Source organism: Streptomyces sp. NPDC048258 (assembly GCF_043201995.1).
Classification (GTDB): Bacteria; Actinomycetota; Actinomycetes; order Streptomycetales; family Streptomycetaceae; genus Streptomyces.
The window spans coordinates 63,617-84,207 of sequence record NZ_JBICZH010000001.1; the positions used below are offsets into that span (position 1 = coordinate 63,617).

The window sequence follows — 20,591 nt, forward strand, 5'->3', positions numbered from 1 at the left end:
GGATCGCATAAAGGTGCGCCCGGAGTCCGATCGGGTGCGGACGTCGACGCGGCCCTCTGGTCCGCTCCGCCCGCTCCACGTACGGACAGGACCGACGGGTCGTTGTGGACGACAGTACGGACGGCGCACTCGTGAGACGGCGTAGGAGAGAACGAGACCAGTGAGTGCTGCGACGACGCGAAGCCGTACCCCGCGTACCCCCGACCGCCTGTGCGTCGAGGCGGTAGAACTCGCCCGCGCGGCGGCCGAGGAGGCCGCCTTCCCCGGCGTGGTGGGCGCCCACGTCTCCGCCGTGGCGGAGGGTGACCGCGTCGTCACGCACTTCTTCGAGTCCAAGGAACCGGGCTACCGGGGCTGGCGCTGGGCCGTCACGGTGACCCGTGCCTCCCGCGCGAAGAACGTCACGCTCGACGAAACGGTGCTGCTGCCCGGCGACGACGCGCTGCTCGCCCCCGAATGGGTGCCGTGGAGCGAGCGGCTGCGCCCCGGCGACATGGGCCCCGGCGACCTGCTGCCCACCGAGTCCGACGACCTGCGCCTGGAGCCGGGCTGGTCGGGCGAGGACGCGCCGCCGCCGAACTCGGTGGTCTCCACCGAGATGGCCGAACTGGTCGAGGCGGAGGACGCCGACGTCACCGACCGCGCGGTGGTCCCGGTGCGCGGCTCCATCACCTCGGTCGCCGAAGAGCTGGGCATGCGGCGCGCGCGTGTGCTGTCGCGGTACGGGCTGCACACCGCGGCCGACCGCTGGGACGAGTCGTTCGGCGCGAAGACCCCGATGGCGCAGGCGGCGCCCGCGTCGTGCGTCTCCTGCGGCTTCCTGGTCGCGATCGGCGGCTCGCTGGGCCAGGCGTTCGGGGTTTGCGCGAACGAGTTCAGCCCGGCCGACGGCCGGCTGGTCTCCCTGTCCTACGGGTGCGGCGGGCACTCGGAGGCCGCGGTCATGCCGGCGCCGCTGCGGCCGGCTCCGCCGGTGCTCGACTCCATGGCCTCGGACGAGTTCCTCCTCCGCCCGGCCCCCGACACCGGCTCGGTCCCGGTCTCGGACCTCCCGGCCGCGGACCTGGGCCACTCGTAGCCTGCGGCCCGGCTGCCGGGGCGGAGCCCCGGGAGGCGGCCCGCAGGGGCGTAGTCTCGGGCCATGGGGGACGACGTGGACATGGTGGGGATGGCCGGGCGGGTGACCGGGACGGTCGGGCCGGGACTGGTCGGCGAGGTGATCGTACGGATCCGCGGCGGAGCCGAGCACTTCCTCGCGCACCCCGTCCACGGCACCGGCCGGCTGCCCGTCGGCACGGTGGTGACCGTCGTCGAGTACCTGCCACCGCGCACGGTGTACGTGATGGCGGCCTACGACAACTGAGACCCGGCCGGGCCCCGTCGCGACCTGTGCGTATCAAGATGGCGACAAGACCTCGCGCGCGTCTTCCCGCCGGTGCGCGGCAGGCGCAGACTCGCCCTCGTCGGTGTCGAACGGCACCGCGCTAAGGGGGCGTTGCCGATGGCTATCGGCGTCGTGGCGGGAATCGTTCTCGCCGCAATTCTGGCTCTGATCGGCCTGTTCAAGCTCATGTGGCGGGTGGCCGAACCCAACGAGGCACTCGTCATCTCCGGTTCCGCGCACAAGACCGAGGGCATCGGCGAGGGCATGGGGTTCCGGATCGTCACCGGGCGCGGGACGCTGGTCCTGCCCGGGGTACAGGCGGTGCGGAAGCTGTCGCTGGACCTCAACGAGACGCAGCTGAACGTCGACTGCGTGACCCACCAGGGCATCCCGCTGCGCGTCAAGGGCGTGGTCATCTTCAAGATCGGCGACGACTTCGTGTCCATCGCCAACGCCGCGCGCCGTTTCCTGGACCAGCAGAAGATGATGCCCGAGCGGGTGCACATCGTCTTCGCCGGTCATCTGCGGTCCATCGTGGGCGGGTTGACGGTCGAGGACATGATCCGGGACCGGGAGAAGCTGACCGGCCAGACCCGGGCGGCCTGCGGTACCGAGATGGAGAAGCTGGGCCTGATCGTCGACTCGCTCCAGATCCACGAGATCGAGGACCCGACGGGCTACATCAAGAACCTGGCGATGCCGCACGCGGCGGCCGTGCAGCGGGACGCGCGGATCGCGCAGGCCGAGGCGAACCGGCTGGCGACCGAGGCCGAACAGGCCGCGTTCGCCCGGATGTCGGAGGCCACCCGCGACAGCGAGATCCTCCAGGCCGGCTACCAGGCCGAACGGGACAAGGCCGCGGCGACCGCCCGGCAGGCGGGCCCGCTGTCGGAGGCGGCGGCGCGGCAGGAGGTCGTCGTGCAGGAGACCCGGGTCGCGGAGCTGGAGGCGCACCGGCGGGAGCAGCAGCTGCAGGCGGACGTACGCAAGCCGGCGGACGCGGCGGCGTACGAGACGCGGACCCGGGCGGAGGCCGAACGCGACGCCCGGATCTCGGCGGCGCAGGCCAAGGCGAAGGAGACGGAGCTGGCGGCCGCCGCGGAGGCTACGCGGGTGACGACGGCGGCGGCGGCCGACGCCAGGGCCACGGAGGCCCGGGGGCTCGCGGCGGCGACCGCGACCCGGGCCACGGGTGAGGCGGAGGCGGCGGCCACGCAGGCGCGAGGTCTGGCGGAGGCCGCCTCGGCGAAGGCGAAGGGTCTCGCCGAGGCGGAAGCGATCAAGGCGCGGGCGGCGGCCCTGGCGGAGAACCAGGAGGCGGTGGTCGCGCAGCAGCTGGCCGAGAACTGGCCGGCGATCGTGGAGGCGGGCGCGGGGGCCTTCGGGAACGTGGAGCACATGGTCCTGCTGAACGGGGCGGAGGGCATGTCGGAGATGTTCGCCAAGGCCCTGACGATGGGCGGCACGGGCCTGGGCGTGGCCCGCCAGCTCCTGGCGTCGATGTCCCAGCCCCCCGGCTCCGCCGGCCCCGCGGCGGCTTCCGTCCCGACCGGTCCCGCAGCCTCCTCCGGCCCGACCGGTCCCGCGGCCTCCTCCGGCCCGACCGGTCCCGCGGTGAACGGCCGCATCCCGATCCACGAGGACTGACCCGCCCACCCCCGGCCCGTTGCCACCCGCCCCGCCGCCGTCGGAGGCGCCGCCCCCGCGCCCCGCGCCTCAATCGCCGGCGGGGCTCAAAGGACCGGGGCTCCGCCCCGCGCCCCGCGCCTCAATCGCCGGCGGGGCTGAAAGACCGGGGCTCCGCCCCGTACCCCGCGCCTCAAACGCCGGCGGGGCTGGAAGACCGGGGCTCCGCCCCGTACCCGGCGCCTCAATCGCCGGCGGGGCTGAAAGACCGGGGCTCCGCCCCGTACCCGGCGCCTCAATCGCCGGCGGGGCTGAAAGGCCGGGGCTCCGCCCCGTACCCCGCGCCTCAATCGCCGGCGGGGCTGACATTGGGCTCCGCGCACTTCCGGGGCCGAGGTCCGGCAAATCCAGCCCCGCCGGCGTTTGAGGCGCGGGGTCTGGGGCGGAGCCCCGGCAGCGGCGCGGCAGGCGGGCATGGGCGCGGCACCCCTGGAGCCCCGGCAGCGGTGCCGCAGGGGCGGGCATGGGCGCGGCATCCCGCAGGGCCCCGGCAGCGGCGCTGCAGGCGGGCATGGCGCGGCATCCCGCAGGGCCCCGGCGCTGCAGGCGGGCGTGGGCGCGGCATCCCGCAGGGCCCGGCGCTGCAGGCGGCATGGGCGCGGCAGCCCGTGGAGGCGCGGCGGCCCAGGCGGGGGCTACTTGTTCGGGCGCGGGCGGCGGAAGAGGCGCTTCGCGGCGAACGTCAGGGCCAGGGCCGCCGCCAGGACAAGGGCTCCCTTCCCGAAGGTGCCCGGCGGCTCCGGGGAGGGCGCCGGCTGCGGCGGGGAGCCGGGCTGCGGCGCGGCGGAGGGAGAGGCCGCCGCGGCCAGCGGGACCGCCACGACGCGGCTGTCGGCACCCTCCGCGCCGAACATCAGCGCCGACCCGTCCGCCGCGTACGTCACCGACTCCGCCTGCCCCTGCCACGGCGCGTCCAACCGCTCGCCCCCACCCTCCGGCCGGCCGTCCTTCCACGGGTACGTACGGGCCGTGAAGTAGCCCCGCAGGGTCAGCCGGCCCCCGTCGGGGGAGAACGCCCCGTCCGTCACCCACGGCACGTCCGCGACCCGCCGGAACACGTTCGTCCCGCTCGCCGACAGCTGCTCCGGGCCCTCGTACAGCCCGCCCTTGCTCTCGTTCTTGCTCGCGATGTACACCCGCCCCGTCACCGGATGCACCATCAGCGCCTCCGCGTTCCGCGGCCCGTCCGCGTACCGCACCGTGAACTGCGCGGCCTTGACCGTGCTGTCGCCCAGCTCCTTCGGTTCCGGGAACCGGTAGATCCACACGTGGTCCCAGGTGCCGTCCCGGTTGTCCCCGATGTCACCGACGTACAACTGCCCGTCCGGTCCGAGCGAGATCGCCTCGACGTCGCGCGGCTTCCCGATTCCGGTCAGCGTGACCCGGGCCACCGTCCTGCCGGTCGCCGAGTCCACCGCGTAGACGTACGGCCCGTCGTCGCTGTCGTTGTGCGTCCAGTACACGCCGGGGTGGATCCGGCTGGCCGCCAGCCCGCTCGACTCCTTGATCCGCGGATCGCTTATCGTGAACGACGACGCCCCGGTGGCCTCCGCCGCGAACGCGGAGGAGGCCGCGGTCGGCAGCAGGACGAGAGCGAGGGCGGCGGAGGCGGACGACAACGGCAGCAGGCGCATCCCTCAAGCCTGCCAGGCCGCACCGCGTGTCCGGCATCACAGATGCTCCAGTCGCGTGATCCGCGATGATGACCGGATGCGTTTCATGTTCGTCGGCGACTCCATGACCATCGGACGCGCCGGCGACTACACCTGGCGCTACCGGATGTGGCAGCACCTCAACTCGACCCTCGGCGGCCCGTACGAGATCGTCGGGCCGCGCTCCGAGCTGTACGACACCTCCGCCGACGCGCCCACCAGCCACGCGTACGCCGACCCGGCCTTCCCGCGGGACGCCCGCCGCCACCTGGCCGGCTGGGGCGAGGGCTGGCAGCACATGGCCCCCCTGATCGGCCCCGCCGCCCGCGCGGGCCGGGCCGACGTGCTGCTCGTCTCCCTCGGCCTGATCGACCTCGGTTTCTACACCAAGGCCGACGAGACCGCCGCCAACGCCCGCCGTTTCATCGCGGCCGCGCGCGAGGCCCGGCCGGCCGTCCGGATGGTGCTCCTCCCGGTCATCCCGAACGTCCGGGCCGAGGAGGACGCGCCGTTCGCGGCCGAGGTCGCCCGCTTCAACGAGCTCCTGGCGAAGGCGGTGGCCGATCTGACGACCGACGCGTCGCCGATCCTGCTGGCCGCGCGCCCGCAGTCGTACGACATCCACCACGACACCTACGACGGCACCCACCCCAACGCCTCGGGCGAGCACCGCCTGGCGGGGGAGTTCGCGGCGGCCCTCCACCAGGCCTGGGGCATCGGCGGCCCCTACCAGGGGCCGTGGGCGGCCGGCGGGGGCCGTCCGGGGCTGTAACACGCCCGTCGTGGCGGGGTCTTGCCTGGAGTCCACTCCAAGCAGTTGGCTGGTGACCCATGAAGTACACGCAGCTCGGACGCACCGGCCTCAAGGTCAGCCGACTTGTACTCGGCACCATGAACTTCGGCCCCCAGACCGGGGAGCCCGAAAGCCACTCGATCATGGACTCCGCCCTCGACGCGGGCATCAACTTCTTCGACACCGCCAATGTCTACGGGTGGGGCGAGAACAAGGGCCGCACCGAGGAGATCATCGGCACCTGGTTCGCCCAGGGCGGCCGCCGCCGCGAGAAGACCGTGCTCGCCACCAAGGTCTACGGCGGCATGGCCCCCCACGGCGAGGACTGGCCCAACTACGACCGCCTGTCGGCGCTGAACATCCGGCGGGCCGTCGACGCCAGCCTCAAGCGGCTCCAGACCGACTACATCGACCTCTACCAGTTCCACCACGTGGACCGGCGGACCCCCTTCGAGGAGATCTGGCAGGCCGTCGAGGTCCTGATCCAGCAGGGCAAGATCCTCTACGCGGGCTCCTCGAACTTCCCCGGCTGGAAGATCGCCCAGGCCAACGAGACCGCGGCGCGCACGGGGCGGCTCGGGCTGGTCAGCGAGCAGTGCCTCTACAACCTCGCCGAGCGGCGCGCCGAGATGGAGGTCGTCCCGGCCGCCGAGGCGTACGGGCTCGGCGTGATCCCGTGGTCCCCGCTCCACGGGGGCCTGCTGGGCGGCGCCATCCGCAAGGCCGCCGAGTCGGGGCGCAGCGCGTCGGGCCGCTCGGCGGACGCGCTGTCCAGCAGCTCCGTACGGGCGCAGGTGCAGGCGTACGAGGACCTGCTGGCCAAGCACGGTCTGGAGCCGGGGGAGGTCGCGCTGGCCTGGCTGCTGACCCGCCCCGGGGTCACGGGACCGATCGTCGGGCCGCGTACGAAGGAGCAGCTCGACTCGGCGCTGCGCGCGGTCGAGCTGGAGCTGTCGGAGGAGCTGCTGGCGGGCCTGGACGAGATCTTCCCGGGTCCGGGGCCGTCGCCGGAGGCGTTCGCCTGGTAGGCGGCGGGCCGGGCTACTGGCCGACGGCGGCCGCCACGGCCACGACGACGAACATCAGTACGAGCACACCGGCCATCACGCGGTTTCTGGTCTTGGGATCCACCCGTCGAGACTAACGCGACCGGCCCCGCCCCTCGCACGGAGGGGGCGGGGCCGTGGCCGTTCTCACGCGTCGAGGACCGCGGCCATGCGGTCGAGGTCGGCGAGGAGCCGGGCGAGGCGCTCCTGCGGGACGGCGTCGGTCATGCGCTGGTCGATGGCGTAGACGGCGGAGCGGGCCGCCGCGAGGCGGCGGTGGCCCTCGTCGGTGAGGTGGGCGGGCAGGGCGCGGCCGCGGTCGGTGGTGGCCGGCCGGGTGATGAGGCCGGCGTCCTGCAGTCCGCGCAGGACCACGTTCATGGACTGCCGCGTGACGAAGGTGCCGCGGGCCAGCTCGGCGTTGGACAGGCCGGGGCGCTGGTCGAGGAGTTCGAGGCAGGCGTACTGCGGCACGGTCAGGCCGTGCTCGCGCAGAGCTTTGTCCATCGCGCCGCGCAGCGCGGCGGCGGCGCGCTTGAGGCGGTATCCCAGGCGCTCGGTCACGTCATCATGCATGTCAGGAGTTTGACATGCGGGCGGGGAGACGTCTAACTTCCCCTATGTCAAAGTCCTGACATTGCGAATGGATCGAGGAGCACTCATGACCGTCACCGTCACCGACACAAGCGCCGACACCGTCGGCGGGCCGGACTTCATCGCCTTGCAGGTGCGCGACGTCGAAGCGGCCGCCGCCTTCTACGAGAACCACCTCGGGCTGCGCCGGGCGGCCGTCTCGCCGCCCCACGCCGTGGTGTTCGCCACCGAGCCGATCCCGTTCGCCGTCCGCGAGCCGCTGCCGGGCGTGGATCTCGACGCGGTCGAGCGGCCCGGCCTCGGGGTCGCCCTGTGGTTCCGGACCCCCGACGCGCAGGCTCTGCACGACCGGCTCCAGGCCGCCGGCGTCCCCATCCTCAAGGCACCCGAGGACGGCCCGTTCGGCAGGATGTTCACCTTCACCGGGCCCGAGGGCTACGCCGTCACCATGCACGACGCCTGACCGTGACCGCCACCGCCACCGCCGGGGCCGCGGCCGCGGCCTAGTACCAGCCGGTTTCCTGGGAGTGGTTCCAGGCACCGCACGGCGTGGAGTAGCGGTCGTCGATGTAGTTCAGTCCCCACTTGATCTGCGTGATGGGGTTGGTGCGCCAGTCGTCGCCGTAGACCGACATCTTCGAACCGGGGTTGGACTGCGGGATGCCGTACGCCTCGGAGCTCGGGTTGTCGGCGTTCCAGCGCCAGCCGCTCTCGCGGTCCCAGAGCCGCTCCAGGCAGTCCCACTGGGTCGCGTTGGCCCAGCCCGCGTCGTACGTGTTCATCATGTTCCGGCCTGCCGCCTTGACCTCGGAGATGTTGTCGCGGTCGACGGTGTCCACGGAGGTGGTGCACTTGAAGGTGTCCGGCTGCGCGGACAGCAGCTTCTGCGTCCAGCCGCCCGCCGTGACGGGGTCGTCGTTGTGGTAGGTGATGTCGGTGCCGCTGCCGTCGGCCGGGTTGGCGTCCTTGTACCAGTACATGGAGCCGGTCGTGGCTATCCGGCCGTAGTAGAGGCCGCCGCCGGGCGAGACGAGCTGGTCGAAGGCGGACCAGCCGGAGGGCTTCAGGTCGTCGCGGTCCCAGGTGCCGTCCGCGTTCACCTTGTACGAGAGGAGGCGCCCGTCGGAGGTCGTGGCCACCAGGCGGTCGTCGGCGGCCGCGGCGAGGGTCTTCAGCGTGAAGCCGGTGCCGATCTCCTTGCGCTGGCCGATGTGCTGGGAGCCCGCCGGCTTGTCCTGCGAGACGAGGTACTGGAGCAGGGTGCCCGCGGCGGTGGTGCCGTACAGGTGGCCGTGGCCGTCGTACGTCAGCTTGTCGTGGGTCCATCCGCTGTCGGCGATCTTCACGACGCCGGACACTTCCAGGGCGTTGTTGTTCGTCAGCACATCGACCCGGTAGAGCGCGCCGGCCGTCGAAGTCACCAGCACCGTATTGAAGTTGAGGGTCGCCATCGCCTTCGGTTCGAAACCGAGGGCCGGACCGATGCGCACCCGCGAGAGGTTGCCGGTCGACGGGCTGATGGCGCTGAAGGTGAGGCGTCCGTCGGGGAGGACCCCGTAGACCGAGGCGGTGCCGGTGCAGGTGGTCGCGGCCTGGGCGGCCGGGGCGGCGATGGTGACGGCGGTCAGCAGGCCGGCGGCGATCGCGCCGGAGAGGACGGCGCCGGAGGTCTTGCGGGCAGCGTGACGGACGGCCACTGGGGGGTCTCCCTCGGGAAGGTTCGGGTGCGATGCGGGGGCGGGACGTCGGTGCGCGTACCGGCGGCTACTGCCAGCCCATGTCGTTCGTCGAGGCGACCGGCGGCTGGGGGGCCGGCAGCGAGGCGGCGACGGCGGGGGTCCCGAGGGCGAGGGTGAGGAGGGCGACCGCGGCGGCCTGGAGGATGCGGGTGGTGGTCATGACGGGCGGATCCCTTCGCGTGCGCCGTGAGGCGAGTTCGTCGAGTGGCGGTGTCGTCCGGTCGGTTCCGCGCCCCGCGGTGGCGCCGGTCCGTTCCGGTGACGCATAGCTAAGTCGCCGTCCGGCAGGGGGAGAAGAGGTTCCCGCTGGCCCAAACCGTCCCTGGACGGATGCGGACACAGGTCATCGGTGCACGGGCATGAGCGGTACGCCGACACCCAGCAGCCGCGCGTCCGGCAGCGCCCCGGTGGCGAGCAGGCGCCGGCAGACGGACTCGGCGCGCCGCTCGGCCTCCTCCAGGGAGTCCGCCACCAGGTAGAGGCCGAGCGTGAAGTGCCCGGCGGGCTGCGGGTGCACGGCCAGGTGCTCGATCCGGTCGCCGGGATCCAGGCCCGCGCGGGCCGCCTCGCGCAGGTCGTCGGGGAGGCCGGCCGGAGGGACCGTACGCAGGCGGGCGTGGACGAGATACATGCGTCAACGGTCTCCCCGGCCGGCCCGTCGTAGACATCGATCCGGCTGGCCTCTTGTGGTCGTGGACGGAACGGGCCAGCTTCCGGGACGATGGGATGATCGCGCCACCGAAGTGCCAATGGGGTTGGGGGACATACGTGTTGACCGAACTGGGACTCGATGCCAGAGCCGAGGCCGTCTACCGGGCCATGCTCATGCAGCCCACGGCGGGTGTGGCGGCGCTGGCCGCCGCGGTGGGGGCCACCGAGGACGAGGTACGCACGGCCCTGGACCTGCTCAGCGAGCTCGCGCTGGTCCAGCCGTCGGCCGACGACGCCGGTCGGCTGCGGGCGGTGTCCCCGGACATCGGCATGGAGATCCTGATGGCCCGGGGGCAGGCCGAACTCGCCTCCCGGCAGCAGCGGCTGGAGGCTTCGCGGGCTGCGGCGGCCCGGCTGATCTCCGAGTACTCCGAACTGCGGCCCGTTGCCAGCCACCCGGGCGTCGAGCAGCTCATCGGCCTCGACGCGGTCCGCGACCGGCTGGTGGCGCTGACCCGGGAGACGAAGGAGGAACTGCTCGCCTTCTCGCCCGATGCCACGCTGACCGAGTCGAACATCGCCGCTTCGCGCCCGCTGAACAAGGCGTTGCTCGAACGCGGGATACGCATGCGCACGGTCTACCTGGACAGCGTGCGCAACAGCCGGCACTCCGTCGAGCACGCCAACTGGCTGACGGAGCTGGGCGGGCAGGTCCGTACGGCGCCGTCACTGCCGACCCGGATGCTCATCGTGGACCGTTCCACCGCGCTGATCCCGGTGAGCGACGATTCGGCGGCCGGCGCGGTGGTCCTGACCGGGCACGGCATGCTGGTCGCGCTGTGCGCGCTCTTCGAGTCGACGTGGGCGTCGGCGCAGCCGCTGGCGGAGGCGGTGGTACTGGGTCCGCACGGGCTGACCGCCCAGCAGTCGGAGGCGGTCCGGCTGCTGGCGGAGGGACACACGGACGAGGCGATCGCCAAGCGGCTGGGAGTGTCCTCGCGGACGGCCAGGCGCATCGCGAACGAGCTGATGGAACGGCTCGGCGCGCGCAGCCGCTTCGAGGCGGGCGTCCGCGCCGTGCAGGAGGGCTGGCTGCCGTCGCGTCACTAGGCCCTAGGCGGCTTGTCGATCAGGCCGGCTCGCGGCCGTCAGCCGTGCAGCGGCCACGCCCCGACGGTCTCGTAGCGGGGCTGCTCGCCGGGGACGCCGCTGACGGGCAGGTTGCTGCGGACGAGGCTGAGGGTGTCGGCCTGCCAGGGCGTGCCCTCGAAGCCCGCGAGGGCGTCCAGGTAGGGGCGCAGCGGGACCGTGCCGTCGCGGGACCGGCCGAGGGTGAGGTGCGGGGTGTAGCGGCGGTGCTGTTCCATGGGCACCCCGGCCCGCCGGGCGGCGGCGTCGGCCCGTTCCGCGAGCAGCCGCATCGTGTCGAGGTCCCCGGCGGCGCCGACCCACAGCGCGCGGTCGCCGAAATGGCCGACGCCGTGCAGTCGGAGCGGGAACGGCGCGGTGCGGGTCGCGGCGCGGGCGAGCCGTGCGTGCAGTTCGGGGAGCACCTCGTCCCGTACTTCGCCCATGAAGGCGAGCGTGAAGTGCCAGGCCGGCTCGCCGGTCCACTTCAACCGGTCGTCGCGCAGCGGGCGTACGGCGTCCCGCAGCTCGGCCAGGGCCGCTTCGGGCGGCAGGACGGCGGCGAACAGTCTCATACCGCCGAGCCTAGCGCCGCCGCCGGGGGCACGGCCGGGGCTCCCCGCGCCTCAATCGCCGGCGGGGCTGGAATCTGCCCGGCGGCTCCGCCCCCGACCCTGCGCCTCACGCCCGGCGGCGCTCGAAGATCCGGGGCTCCGCCCCGTACCCCGCGCCTCAATCGCCGGCGGGGCTGGATTTGGCTGAGGTCGCCTGCCGGCGCGGGCTGGATTGCCCGCAGGGCACATTCAGCCCCGCCGGCGTTTGAGGCGTGGGGGTCCCCCCGGACGGAGTCTGGGGGAGGGTCTGGGGCGGAGCCCCAGGAGGCCGGGCCGCCAGGGGCCCGACGACCCGGCGCGGGGCCTGGGCGGAGCCCCGGAGGCCGGGCCGCAGGGGTGGCAGGGTTACGCCGCGGGCACCAGGTCCCGGGGGCGCGGCGAGGGGACGAACGCCACGCCGTGGCGGTTCACGCGCAGGCGGAGGTTGCCCACGCGGGCCAGGACCACCGCGATCCCGGCAGAGGCGAGCAGCGAGACGACACCACCCGCGGCCATGCCGATCCGCGCGCCGTAGGTGTCCGTGATCCAGCCCAGCAGCGGAGCCCCCAGCGGGGTGCCGCCGGTGAAGACCATCATGAACAGGGCCATGACCCGCCCCCGCATCTCGGGGTCGGTCGCCATCTGCACGCTGGAGTTGGCCGTCACGTTGACCGTCAGGCCGAAGATCCCGATGGGCACGAGCAGCGCGGCGAACAGCCAGAAGCCGGGCGCGAAGGCGGTCACGAGCAGCAGCCCCGAGAACAGCACGGCCGCCGCCACCAGCAGCCGCAGCCGGGAGTGTCCGCGCCGGGCCGAGAGCAGGGCGCCCGCCAGGGAGCCGGCCGCGATCAGGGTGTTGAAGAGCCCGTACGTGCCCGCGTCCCCGTGGAAGACGTCGCTCACGAACGCCGACAGCCAGATCGGGAAGTTGAACCCGAAGGTGCCGATGAAGCCCACGAGCACGATCGGCCAGATCAGCTCCGGGCGGCCGGCGACGTACTGCAGGCCTTCGCGGAGCTGCCCCTTGGCGCGGGGCTGCGGCTCGACGGGGTGCAGTTCGGACGTCCGCATCATCAGGAGGCCGGCGATGGGCGCGGCGAAGGACAGTCCGTTCAGCAGGAAGGCCCAGCCGGAGCCGACGGCGGTGATCAGCACACCGGCGATCGCCGGGCCGACCAGCCGCGCGGACTGGAAGTTGGCCGAATTCAGACTGACGGCGTTGGCGACCTGGTCCTTGCCGACCATCTCGGGTACGAAGGTCTGCCGCGCCGGATTGTCCACGACGGTGACCAGGCCGAGTGCGAAGGCGGCGAGGTAGACGTGCCAGACCTGGACGTGTCCCGCCAGGGTGAGCACGGCGAGGGCGATGCCGGTCAGGCCCATCGCGCTCTGGGTGACGAGCAGCAGCGGCCGCTTCGGCAGCCGGTCGGCGAGTACGCCTCCGTAGAGGCCGAACATCAGCATCGGCAGGAACTGCAGGGCGATCGTGATGCCGACGGCGGACGCGGACCCGGTCAGGGAGAGGACCAGCCAGTCCTGCGCGATGCGCTGCATCCAGGTGCCGGTGTTCGAGACGACCTGGCCCGTCGCGAAGAGCCGGTAGTTCCGGATCTTCAGCGAGCTGAACATCGAGTTCTTGCCCGCGGGGGTTGTGTTGGGGGTGGATGTATGGCCGGGTGCGGAGTCTGCTCCGGTTCCCGTACTCAAAAGCGTTCGCCTCCTGGCGTCGTTCCTTACAAGTGGGCGAGCTTCTCCAGGACGGGCGCGGCTTCGCGCAGCTTGGCCCATTCGTCCTCGGTCAGCTCGGCCGCGAGCCCGGCCAGGAAGGCGTTGCGCTTGCGGCGGCTCTCTTCGAGCATCGCCTCGGCTTCCTCCGTCTGGCGGACCACCTTCTGGCGGCGGTCGTCCGGGTGCGGCTCCAGCGTGACCAGTCCCTTGGCCTCCAGCAGCGCGACGATGCGCGTCATCGACGGCGGCTGTACGTGCTCGCGCCGGGCCAGCTCGCCAGGCGTGGCCTGGCCGCAGCGGGCGAGGGTGCCGAGGACCGACATCTCGGTCGGGCTCAGCGACTCGTCGACGCGCTGGTGCTTCAGGCGCCGGCCCAGTCGCATGACGGCGGAGCGGAGGTCGTTCACGGCGGCAGCGTCGTCGCCATGGGAGAGGTCGTGCATGTCTTTAGAGTAACTCATTACCCAACCTAAGGAACACCATTATGGGTCGTCACTCATACGGGTGAGTCGGCGGCGGAAAGTGACACGCGTCCCTACCCTCTGCCCCGACTCTTTCGGCATGGGGACACATGTGCTGAGCATGCGCATAGACGGGGAGCTCCTCGACAGGCTCCGGACTCATGCCGCCAAACGCGGAATGAGCGTCCAGGACTATGTGGTCCGGACGCTCATTCGCGACGACTTCGACGAACGCTTCAAGGCGGCCGTCGACGAGACAGAGAAGTTCTACGGCCTCACCTAATCACCTGATCATGTGAGGCCTTGCGGCGTGAGGCCTTGCGGCGTGAGGCCTACGTGAGGCCCAGTGCCGGCATCGCGTAGTAGAAGACGAACACCGCCGACACGACGTACATGGCCACCGGGACCTCGCGGCCCCGGCCGGTCGCCAGCCGCAGCGCGCAGAAGCTCACGAAGCCGATGCCGATGCCGTTGGTGATCGAGTAGGTGAAGGGCATCATCACCATGGCCAGGAAGGCCGGGACGGCGATGGTGAAGTCGCTCCAGTCGATGTCCTTGACCGAGCCCGCCAGGATCAGGAAGCCGACCGCCACCAGGGCGGGGGTGGCCGCCTGGGACGGGACCATGGTGGCGAGCGGGGTCAGGAACAGCGCCACGGCGAAGAGGCCGCCCGTCACGACGTTCGCCAGACCCGTACGGGCGCCCTCGCCGACCCCGGCCGTGGACTCCACGAAGCAGGTGGTGGCCGAGGAGGAGGTCGCACCGCCCGAGGCGACGGCCAGGCCGTCGATCAGCAGGACCTTGTTGATGCCGGGGAAGTCGCCGTTCTTGTCGATCAGCTTCGCCTCGTCGCCGACGCCCAGGATCGTGCCCATGGCGTCGAAGAAGCAGGACAGCAGCACGGTGAAGACGAAGAGGACGCCGGTCAGCATCCCGACCTTCTCGAACCCGCCGAACAGGCTGACCTGGCCGACGAGCCCGAAGTCGGGCGCGGCCACCGGGTTGCCCGGCCACTCGGGGACGGTGAGGCCCCAGGCCTCGCCCGGCAGCCCGGCGACGAGCTGGACGGCGACCGCGACGACGGTCATCACCACGATGGAGATCAGGATCGCGCCCGGCGTCTTGCGGATCAGCAGGGCGAGGGTGAGCAGCACGCCGACGACGAAGACCAGTACGGGCCAGCCGTGCAGGTGGCCGCCCGCACCGAGCTGGAGCGGGACGGTGGTGTGCGCGGCGTCCGGGATGCGGGAGACGAAGCCCGAGTCGACCAGGCCGATCAGCATGATGAACAGGCCGATGCCGATCGCGATGCCCTTGCGCAGGCCCACCGGGACGGCGTTCATGACCCGCTCGCGCAGGCCGGTGGCGACGAGCAGCATCACCACGAAGCCGGCCAGGACCACCATGCCCATGGCGTCGGCCCAGCTCATGCGCGGGGCGAGCTGGAGTGCGACGACGGTGTTGACGCCGAGGCCGGCGGCCAGGGCGATCGGGACGTTGCCGATGACACCCATGAGGAGCGTGGAGAAGGCGGCCGTCAGGACGGTGGCGGTGACGAGCTGGCCGCCGTCGAGCTGGTGCCCGTACATGTCCTTCGCGCTGCCCAGGATGATCGGGTTCAGCACGATGATGTAGGCCATCGCGAAGAAGGTCGCCAGGCCGCCGCGGACCTCGCGGGCCACGGTCGAGCCGCGCTCGGAGATCTTGAAGTAGCGGTCGAGGCCCGATGTTCCCTGGGGGGAGGGCTCCGGGAGGGTGGCCGCGGGGGCGGGGGCCGGGGTGCTCATACGGTCCTCATTGGGTGGTTCATACGAAGAAAATGGGCCGCGCCCAAACCGTTTCAGTATGAACACATGAACGAAGGAGCGTCCATCTCCGCGCGTAGACATGGAATCCGCGCACCTAGACTTGCCGCATGGCGAAATGGACTCCCAAGCACGAGGCGCCCGAGCCCCTGGAGGGCCCGGTCGTCGCCACCGTCACCGGCGGCACGATCCTGTGGTTCGCCATGTTCGTGGTCCAGCTCCCCTTCTACGGCTGGTTCGCCGACCGGGATCTCCTGTGGTGGGTCTGGACCTGCGCGGCCGGCGGCTTCCTCGGCCTGATCGGCATCTGGTACGTCCGGGGCCGCGACGCCGCCCTCAAGCGGCACGCGGCGGAACGGGCCGCCGAGGCCGAGCAGGCGGATTAGAGCCCCGCCTGAGGGTCCCCCCGGACGGAGTCCGGGGGAGATTGACGCGCGGGACCGCACGGGGGCGACCCAGGGACGATTCGGGTCATCCCGAAGTCGGATCTTCCGCCCGCTCGGCGGGTGAAGCCCACCAACCCCCTTTAACGTCGAAAGCATGACGCAGCGGCCGAAGATCGATCAGGACGGACCGGACCGGGCCGGCGCCGCCATCGACGCGGGGGCCGAGCTCGACCCGGTCCACCCGATGCGGCCACCGGCGCCCCGGTTCAAGCCCGCCGGGCTGACCACGACCGAGGTCGCCGAGCGCGTCGCGCGCGGTGAGGTCAACGACGTCCCCGTCCGCAGCAGCCGCTCCACGACCGACATCGTCCGCGCCAACGTCTTCACCCGGTTCAACGCGATCATCGGCGTGCTCTGGGTGATCATGCTCTTCGTCGCCCCGATCCAGGACAGCCTCTTCGGCTTCGTGATCATCGCGAACACCGGCATCGGCATCATCCAGGAACTGCGCGCCAAGAAGACCCTCGACAGCCTCGCCGTCATCGGCGAGGCCAAACCGAGCGTGCGCCGCGACGGCCGGACCGCCGAGATCTCCACCTCCGAGATCGTCCTGGGCGACGTCATCGAACTCGGCCCCGGCGACAAGGTCGTCGTCGACGGATCCGTCGGCGAGGCCGACGGCCTGGAGATCGACGAGTCCCTGCTCACCGGCGAGGCCGACCCCGTCCTGAAGAAGGCCGGCGACCAGGTCATGTCCGGCTCCTTCGTCGTCGCCGGAGGCGGCGCGTTCACCGCCACCAAGGTGGGCCGCGAGGCCTACGCCGCCCAGCTGGCCGAGGAAGCCTCCCGCTTCACCCTCGTCCACTCCGAGCTGCGCTCCGGCATCTCCACCATCCTCAAGTACGTCACCTGGATGATGATCCCGACCTCGATCGGCCTGATCATCAGCCAGCTGATCGTCAAGGACAACAACCTCAAGGACTCCATCGCCCGGACCGTCGGCGGCATCGTCCCGATGATCCCCGAGGGGCTCGTCCTCCTCACCTCCGTGGCCTTCGCCATCGGCGTCATCCGGCTCGGCCGCAAGCAGTGCCTGGTCCAGGAGCTGCCCGCCATCGAGGGCCTCGCCCGCGTCGACGTGGTCTGCCTCGACAAGACCGGCACCCTCACCGAGGGCGGCATGGACGTCACCGAGCTCCGCCCGCTCGGCGGCACGGATCCGGCGTACGTCAAGAAGGTGCTCGGCGCCCTCGGCGAGTCCGACCCCCGCCCCAACGCCAGCCTCCAGGCGATCATCGACGCCTACCCCGACAGCGCGGAGTGGCGCTGCACCGAGTCCCTGCCGTTCTCCTCCGCCCGCAAGTACAGCGGCGCCAGCTTCAGCGAGGGCGACGGCGAGAACAACACCTGGCTGCTCGGCGCCCCCGACGTGCTCCTCCCCGCCGGGGACCCGGCCCTCGACGAGATCAGCGGCCTCAACGAGCAGGGCCTACGGGTCCTCCTGCTGGCCCGCTCCGCCCGGGAACTGGACGACGCGGCCGTCGCCACCGGTGTCCGGCCGACCGCCCTGGTCGTCCTGGAGCAGCGGCTGCGCCCCGAGGCCGCCGACACGCTGCGCTACTTCGACGACCAGGACGTCAAGGCCAAGGTCATCTCCGGCGACAACGCCGTCTCCGTCGGCGCGGTCGCCGGCAAGCTGGGCCTGCCGGGCGCGGAGAACACCGTCGACGCCCGGGGGCTCCCCGCCGAACAGGCCGACATGGCGAAGGTCCTCGACGCCAACTCCGTCTTCGGACGGGTCAGCCCGCAGCAGAAGCGGGACATGGTCGGGGCCCTCCAGTCCAAGGGCCACACCGTCGCGATGACCGGCGACGGCGTCAACGACGTGCTCGCCCTCAAGGACGCCGACATCGGCGTATCGATGGGCTCCGGCTCCGAGGCCACCAGGGCCGTGGCCCAGATCGTCCTCCTCGACAACAGCTTCTCGACCCTTCCCTCGGTGGTCGCCGAAGGCCGCCGGGTCATCGGCAACATCACCCGGGTGGCGACCCTCTTCCTCACGAAGACGGTCTACTCGGTGCTGCTGGCCATCCTGGTGGTCTGCTCGCAGGTCGAGTACCCCTTCCTGCCCCGTCACCTGACGCTGCTGTCCACCCTGACCATCGGCATCCCGGCCTTCTTCCTGGCCCTGGCCCCGAACAAGGAGCGCGCGAAGCCGCACTTCGTGAAACGCGTGATGCGCTACGCGATCCCGGGCGGCGCGATCGCGGGGACCGCCACCTTCGTGACGTACCTGATCGCCCGCCACTACTACACCGGCGAGGGCGCCCTCCAGGCCGAGACGAGCGCGGCGACGCTGACGCTGTTCCTGACCACGATGTGGGTGCTGGCGATCATCGCCCGCCCGTACACGTGGTGGCGGGTGGGCCTGGTCGGCGCGATGGGCGGCGCCTTCCTGATCGTGCTGGTCGTGCCGTGGCTCCAGGACTTCTTCCAGCTCAAGCTGGAGGGCACGACGATGCCGTGGACCGCCGTGGCCGTGGCGGCCGGCGCCGCGACCCTGATCGAGTTCACGTTCCGCTGGGTCGACCGGAGGTTCCCGGCGTGACCGCAGCTTGAGCCCTCCACAGGGCGAGGCACCCCGCTAGCTCGGCGACGCAGGCGCAGGGGAGCAGGATGCAGATGGTGGTGAGCAGGGAGACGTTAAATTCGTAGCCGGGGTTGTCGCGGTTGTATGCAGTGAGCGCCACGGCCGTTCCCAGCGCATTCAGAGTCGTACTCACCTGCGGGGTGTTCGCGATCGTGTTCGGTCTGGGCATGGACTACGAGTCCTTCCCGCTCTCCCGCGTCCGCGAGGCCCGGCCGCCCACCGGCGTCGCCCAGGCCGCCGTCGCCCACGCCTTGGAGGTCACCGGCCGGGTCGTCACCTGCGCCGCCCCTCGGCAAGTCGGCCTGGTGGGCCCGCGCTGGCTCGATTGCGTGCTTCCGTACCTGGGCACCGAGGGCGAATCGGCCACCGCCGCAGGGGGCGGTTCCTGGGGTGCCGGGGCGATCTACGCCCGTACGCAGGACACTTGGTCAGTGTGCAGTTGCTATGCATATGATCGAAGCCTGCCAACGGGGAGGCGCGAACATGACAGGTGATCTCGGCCAGGTGGACATGCGGTTGAACAGTGGACCGTCAGCTCCTTATGGTCCCTACGCTCCGGGTGCGAGCAGCGGGCCGACGAGCCCCTTCCTCGCTCCGGGCGGTTCCGGGGACTTCGCCTCGACGCCCGCGGAGAAGAAGGCGGCGGCGAGCACGATCGAGACCGAGCTGGAGCCGAACACCAAGAAGGCCACCGAGCACGCGGACGATGCCACCAGCACCGCCCAGAAGGGCTTCGAGGGCTGGGACACGGCTGCCGGTCTGAAGACCGTGGCCGAGACGTGGGACCGGCAGGTCAAGGTCCTGATGGGCCGTCTGGCAGGCGAGAAGAACGCGCTGCGCGGCACCTCGGGTCTCTTCACGAGCAACGACACCGGGGTGGGAAACCAGTTCCTGGCGTCGAAGTCGAAGCTGAACGGCCTGTAGGGGGGCTGGGGTGCTGACCTATCACGAAGTCATGACCACGGACCTGGGCCTGCTGACGACGGCCGCCGGCAAATGGGACTCGATGGCGGGCGAGTTGAAGAAGGTCGAGACCCGCTACGGCGAGACCGTCCAGAAGATCACCACGGGCCCGGCCTGGTCCGGTGTCAGCGCCGGGACCGCCCACACGAGTTTCGCGGCGACCCGCTACGAGTACTCCGCCGCGCAGGTCCAGGCCAAGGCGATCGTGAGCCTGCTGCGGGACGCCCACGAGAAGTTCACCGACCTCAAGAAGAAGCTCGAAAGCGCCCGCGACGACGCGATAGCCGCCGGCATGACCGTCTCCGAGCAGGGGCACGTCGCCTTCGACTACGCCAAGCTCACCCCCTCCGAGCGCAGCGCCTACCACCACGACCCCGACGGCCAGGCCACGATCCGCGAAGCCGTCACCAAGTGGCAGCAGCACATCGACGACCGCGTGAAGGCCTTCTCCGAGGCCGACCTGCTCGTCAAGACCGCGCTGAGCGCCGCCGTCGTCGACAGCAACAAGGACGCCTTCGGCAAGGGCGCCGACGAGACGTTCAACGGGTTCAACGCCGGCGCCCAGGGCGACCTGGCGAAGGTCAAGGTGGCCAAGGACGAGGACGTCCCGACGAAGACCGACGGGGACGAGGGCAAGGTCACGGTGACCGGCCCCGATGCCGGCTTCACGGTCAGCGGGACCAAGTACGGCAAGGAAGGCTCGGTCAAGGCGTACGCCGACCTCTTCCACGCGAAGGCGGAAGGGTCGACGACCATGGGAGGCGTGAAGCTCTCCGGGGTCGAGGACTGGTACGGGGGAGCCAGGGCCACGGCGAACTACGGTTTCACCGACAAGGGCCTCGTCGGCAAGGCGGAGGTGTCCGCGGGAATCCGGGCCTTGAACGAGGGCCGGATCGAATACGGGCACGTCGGCGGCTACGGGCGGGTCGAGGGATTCGCCGGCGGCGAGGCCGGGGTCAGTGCCGGAGTGGGCCCCGAAGGCCTCAACGCCGGTGCGAAGGCGTTCGCCGGAGGCAAGGCCACCGTCGCCGGGGGCGGAGAGGTCGCCGGGATCGGCGCCGGCGGGACGGCCGAGGGATGGGCCGGCGTGGGCGCGGAGGCCAAGGTGACCTTCGGCAAGGGCGACGACGGCAAGTTCCACATCGGCGGCAAGGCGGGCCTCGCCCTCGGGTTCGGCGGCTCCGTGGGCGGGGAGTTCACGTTCGACCCGGGCAAGTTCACCGACGCCGCGGGCGACGCGGCCGACGCGGTGGGGGATGCGGCCGACGCGGTCGGCGACGCCGCCGGCTCGGTCAAGGACGAAGTCACCAGCTGGTTCGACTGATGTACGTC

The 20,591-nt window shown here is 71.7% G+C and carries 22 protein-coding genes; 13 read left to right on the forward strand and 9 right to left on the reverse strand.

The genetic code is table 11. The features are described from left to right. Positions 1 to 160: 160 nt before the first annotated feature. The 3 genes from ACGFYQ_RS00340 (at position 161) to ACGFYQ_RS00350 (ending at position 3,031) form a co-directional block, all read left to right on the forward strand. Entirely contained in the window at positions 161 to 1,078 is a 918-nt protein-coding gene (locus ACGFYQ_RS00340; protein WP_393738339.1) for a DUF3027 domain-containing protein, read from the forward strand. A 63-nt stretch (positions 1,079 to 1,141) separates the two neighbouring features. Next, positions 1,142 to 1,363 (forward strand): hypothetical protein, encoded by a 222-nt coding sequence (locus ACGFYQ_RS00345; protein WP_393738341.1) that lies wholly within the window; start codon positions 1,142 to 1,144, stop codon positions 1,361 to 1,363. 138 nt (positions 1,364 to 1,501) lie between these two features. Beyond that, positions 1,502 to 3,031 carry an SPFH domain-containing protein gene (locus tag ACGFYQ_RS00350; protein WP_393738343.1) on the forward strand — a complete coding sequence of 510 codons (1,530 nt, stop codon included), beginning with the start codon at positions 1,502 to 1,504 and terminating at the stop codon, positions 3,029 to 3,031. Positions 3,032 to 3,705: 674 nt separating this feature from the next. Here the strand turns inward: ACGFYQ_RS00350 and ACGFYQ_RS00355 are convergent. Further along, on the reverse strand, positions 3,706 to 4,704 hold the full coding sequence (locus tag ACGFYQ_RS00355) for a WD40 repeat domain-containing protein (protein WP_393738345.1): 999 nt from the start codon (positions 4,702 to 4,704) through the stop codon (positions 3,706 to 3,708). A gap of 76 nt (positions 4,705 to 4,780) precedes the next feature. Between ACGFYQ_RS00355 and ACGFYQ_RS00360 the strand changes: the two genes are divergently transcribed. Beyond that, a complete protein-coding gene (locus tag ACGFYQ_RS00360) occupies positions 4,781 to 5,494 on the forward strand; it encodes a GDSL-type esterase/lipase family protein (RefSeq protein ID WP_393738347.1) in 714 nt (237 codons plus the stop codon). A gap of 59 nt (positions 5,495 to 5,553) precedes the next feature. After that, the gene (locus ACGFYQ_RS00365; RefSeq protein ID WP_393738348.1) at positions 5,554 to 6,543 is read left to right on the forward strand and encodes an aldo/keto reductase; all 990 of its coding nucleotides are present in this window, start codon (positions 5,554 to 5,556) and stop codon (positions 6,541 to 6,543) included. Positions 6,544 to 6,708: 165 nt separating this feature from the next. Here ACGFYQ_RS00365 and ACGFYQ_RS00370 read toward each other — a convergent pair whose 3' ends face one another. Continuing rightward, a complete protein-coding gene (locus tag ACGFYQ_RS00370; RefSeq protein ID WP_393738349.1) occupies positions 6,709 to 7,137 on the reverse strand; it encodes a MarR family winged helix-turn-helix transcriptional regulator in 429 nt (142 codons plus the stop codon). A gap of 85 nt (positions 7,138 to 7,222) precedes the next feature. Between ACGFYQ_RS00370 and ACGFYQ_RS00375 the strand changes: the two genes are divergently transcribed. Further along, positions 7,223 to 7,618, forward strand: coding sequence for a VOC family protein (locus ACGFYQ_RS00375; protein WP_393738350.1), 396 nt, complete (start codon positions 7,223 to 7,225; stop codon positions 7,616 to 7,618). 40 nt (positions 7,619 to 7,658) lie between these two features. Here the strand turns inward: ACGFYQ_RS00375 and ACGFYQ_RS00380 are convergent, their stop codons facing one another. The 3 genes from ACGFYQ_RS00380 to ACGFYQ_RS00390 all read right to left on the reverse strand — a co-directional run bounded on the left by ACGFYQ_RS00380 (position 7,659) and on the right by ACGFYQ_RS00390 (position 9,525). Continuing rightward, positions 7,659 to 8,852, reverse strand: a complete 1,194-nt coding sequence (locus tag ACGFYQ_RS00380; protein WP_393738352.1) for a tachylectin-related carbohydrate-binding protein — start codon at positions 8,850 to 8,852, stop codon at positions 7,659 to 7,661. 67 nt (positions 8,853 to 8,919) lie between these two features. Then, positions 8,920 to 9,054, reverse strand: a complete 135-nt coding sequence (locus tag ACGFYQ_RS00385) for a hypothetical protein (protein WP_393738354.1) — start codon at positions 9,052 to 9,054, stop codon at positions 8,920 to 8,922. 183 nt (positions 9,055 to 9,237) lie between these two features. Continuing rightward, positions 9,238 to 9,525: a hypothetical protein gene (locus ACGFYQ_RS00390; RefSeq protein ID WP_393738356.1), complete on the reverse strand. Its 288-nt coding sequence runs from the start codon at positions 9,523 to 9,525 to the stop codon at positions 9,238 to 9,240. A gap of 137 nt (positions 9,526 to 9,662) precedes the next feature. Between ACGFYQ_RS00390 and ACGFYQ_RS00395 the strand changes: the two genes are divergently transcribed. Next, complete coding sequence (locus ACGFYQ_RS00395) at positions 9,663 to 10,655, forward strand: helix-turn-helix domain-containing protein (protein WP_393738358.1); 993 nt, start codon at positions 9,663 to 9,665, stop codon at positions 10,653 to 10,655. 38 nt (positions 10,656 to 10,693) lie between these two features. Here ACGFYQ_RS00395 and thpR read toward each other — a convergent pair whose 3' ends face one another. From thpR to ACGFYQ_RS00410, 3 genes are all read right to left on the reverse strand, one after another. Continuing rightward, entirely contained in the window at positions 10,694 to 11,248 is a 555-nt protein-coding gene (gene thpR, locus ACGFYQ_RS00400) for an RNA 2',3'-cyclic phosphodiesterase (RefSeq protein WP_393738360.1), read from the reverse strand. Between the two features lie 384 nt (positions 11,249 to 11,632). After that, positions 11,633 to 12,973: an MFS transporter gene (locus tag ACGFYQ_RS00405; protein WP_393738362.1), complete on the reverse strand. Its 1,341-nt coding sequence runs from the start codon at positions 12,971 to 12,973 to the stop codon at positions 11,633 to 11,635. Between the two features lie 26 nt (positions 12,974 to 12,999). Continuing rightward, the gene (locus ACGFYQ_RS00410) at positions 13,000 to 13,437 is read right to left on the reverse strand and encodes a MarR family winged helix-turn-helix transcriptional regulator (RefSeq protein WP_267726860.1); all 438 of its coding nucleotides are present in this window, start codon (positions 13,435 to 13,437) and stop codon (positions 13,000 to 13,002) included. A 118-nt stretch (positions 13,438 to 13,555) separates the two neighbouring features. Here ACGFYQ_RS00410 and ACGFYQ_RS00415 point away from each other — a divergent pair, with 118 nt between their 5' ends. Next, positions 13,556 to 13,738: a hypothetical protein gene (locus ACGFYQ_RS00415; RefSeq protein ID WP_030156886.1), complete on the forward strand. Its 183-nt coding sequence runs from the start codon at positions 13,556 to 13,558 to the stop codon at positions 13,736 to 13,738. A gap of 49 nt (positions 13,739 to 13,787) precedes the next feature. Here the strand turns inward: ACGFYQ_RS00415 and ACGFYQ_RS00420 are convergent, their stop codons facing one another. Beyond that, complete coding sequence (locus ACGFYQ_RS00420) at positions 13,788 to 15,242, reverse strand: NCS2 family permease (RefSeq protein ID WP_393738365.1); 1,455 nt, start codon at positions 15,240 to 15,242, stop codon at positions 13,788 to 13,790. Between the two features lie 128 nt (positions 15,243 to 15,370). Here ACGFYQ_RS00420 and ACGFYQ_RS00425 point away from each other — a divergent pair, with 128 nt between their 5' ends. From ACGFYQ_RS00425 to ACGFYQ_RS00445, 5 genes are all read left to right on the forward strand, one after another. Continuing rightward, on the forward strand, positions 15,371 to 15,646 hold the full coding sequence (locus tag ACGFYQ_RS00425; RefSeq protein WP_393738367.1) for a DUF2530 domain-containing protein: 276 nt from the start codon (positions 15,371 to 15,373) through the stop codon (positions 15,644 to 15,646). A 154-nt stretch (positions 15,647 to 15,800) separates the two neighbouring features. Beyond that, positions 15,801 to 18,254 carry an HAD-IC family P-type ATPase gene (locus ACGFYQ_RS00430; RefSeq protein ID WP_393738369.1) on the forward strand — a complete coding sequence of 818 codons (2,454 nt, stop codon included), beginning with the start codon at positions 15,801 to 15,803 and terminating at the stop codon, positions 18,252 to 18,254. A gap of 182 nt (positions 18,255 to 18,436) precedes the next feature. After that, positions 18,437 to 18,790 carry an MMPL family transporter gene (locus ACGFYQ_RS00435; RefSeq protein ID WP_393738371.1) on the forward strand — a complete coding sequence of 118 codons (354 nt, stop codon included), beginning with the start codon at positions 18,437 to 18,439 and terminating at the stop codon, positions 18,788 to 18,790. Beyond that, positions 18,780 to 19,220, forward strand: a complete 441-nt coding sequence (locus tag ACGFYQ_RS00440) for a hypothetical protein (protein WP_393738373.1) — start codon at positions 18,780 to 18,782, stop codon at positions 19,218 to 19,220. The genes ACGFYQ_RS00435 and ACGFYQ_RS00440 overlap by 11 nt, the downstream gene beginning before the upstream one ends. A 31-nt stretch (positions 19,221 to 19,251) precedes the next feature. After that, a complete protein-coding gene (locus ACGFYQ_RS00445) occupies positions 19,252 to 20,583 on the forward strand; it encodes a hypothetical protein (RefSeq protein ID WP_393738375.1) in 1,332 nt (443 codons plus the stop codon). Positions 20,584 to 20,591 lie beyond the last annotated feature (8 nt).

Bases quoted from the DNA above. Each gene is read 5' to 3' on its own strand.
- ACGFYQ_RS00385 (WP_393738354.1), bottom strand. From the start codon at position 9,054: ATGACCACCACCCGCATCCTCCAGGCCGCCGCGGTCGCCCTCCTCACC.
- ACGFYQ_RS00370 (WP_393738349.1), bottom strand. From the start codon at position 7,137: ATGCATGATGACGTGACCGAGCGCCTGGGATACCGCCTCAAGCGCGCC.
- ACGFYQ_RS00390 (WP_393738356.1), bottom strand. From the start codon at position 9,525: ATGTATCTCGTCCACGCCCGCCTGCGTACGGTCCCTCCGGCCGGCCTC.
- ACGFYQ_RS00430 (WP_393738369.1), top strand. From the start codon at position 15,801: ATGACGCAGCGGCCGAAGATCGATCAGGACGGACCGGACCGGGCCGGC.
- ACGFYQ_RS00365 (WP_393738348.1), top strand. From the start codon at position 5,554: ATGAAGTACACGCAGCTCGGACGCACCGGCCTCAAGGTCAGCCGACTT.
- ACGFYQ_RS00445 (WP_393738375.1), top strand. From the start codon at position 19,252: ATGACCACGGACCTGGGCCTGCTGACGACGGCCGCCGGCAAATGGGAC.
- ACGFYQ_RS00355 (WP_393738345.1), bottom strand. From the start codon at position 4,704: ATGCGCCTGCTGCCGTTGTCGTCCGCCTCCGCCGCCCTCGCTCTCGTC.
- ACGFYQ_RS00420 (WP_393738365.1), bottom strand. From the start codon at position 15,242: ATGAGCACCCCGGCCCCCGCCCCCGCGGCCACCCTCCCGGAGCCCTCC.
- ACGFYQ_RS00375 (WP_393738350.1), top strand. From the start codon at position 7,223: ATGACCGTCACCGTCACCGACACAAGCGCCGACACCGTCGGCGGGCCG.
- ACGFYQ_RS00425 (WP_393738367.1), top strand. From the start codon at position 15,371: ATGGCGAAATGGACTCCCAAGCACGAGGCGCCCGAGCCCCTGGAGGGC.
- ACGFYQ_RS00410 (WP_267726860.1), bottom strand. From the start codon at position 13,437: ATGCACGACCTCTCCCATGGCGACGACGCTGCCGCCGTGAACGACCTC.
- ACGFYQ_RS00415 (WP_030156886.1), top strand. From the start codon at position 13,556: ATGGGGACACATGTGCTGAGCATGCGCATAGACGGGGAGCTCCTCGAC.
- thpR (WP_393738360.1), bottom strand. From the start codon at position 11,248: ATGAGACTGTTCGCCGCCGTCCTGCCGCCCGAAGCGGCCCTGGCCGAG.
- ACGFYQ_RS00350 (WP_393738343.1), top strand. From the start codon at position 1,502: ATGGCTATCGGCGTCGTGGCGGGAATCGTTCTCGCCGCAATTCTGGCT.
- ACGFYQ_RS00360 (WP_393738347.1), top strand. From the start codon at position 4,781: ATGCGTTTCATGTTCGTCGGCGACTCCATGACCATCGGACGCGCCGGC.
- ACGFYQ_RS00440 (WP_393738373.1), top strand. From the start codon at position 18,780: ATGACAGGTGATCTCGGCCAGGTGGACATGCGGTTGAACAGTGGACCG.
- ACGFYQ_RS00345 (WP_393738341.1), top strand. From the start codon at position 1,142: ATGGGGGACGACGTGGACATGGTGGGGATGGCCGGGCGGGTGACCGGG.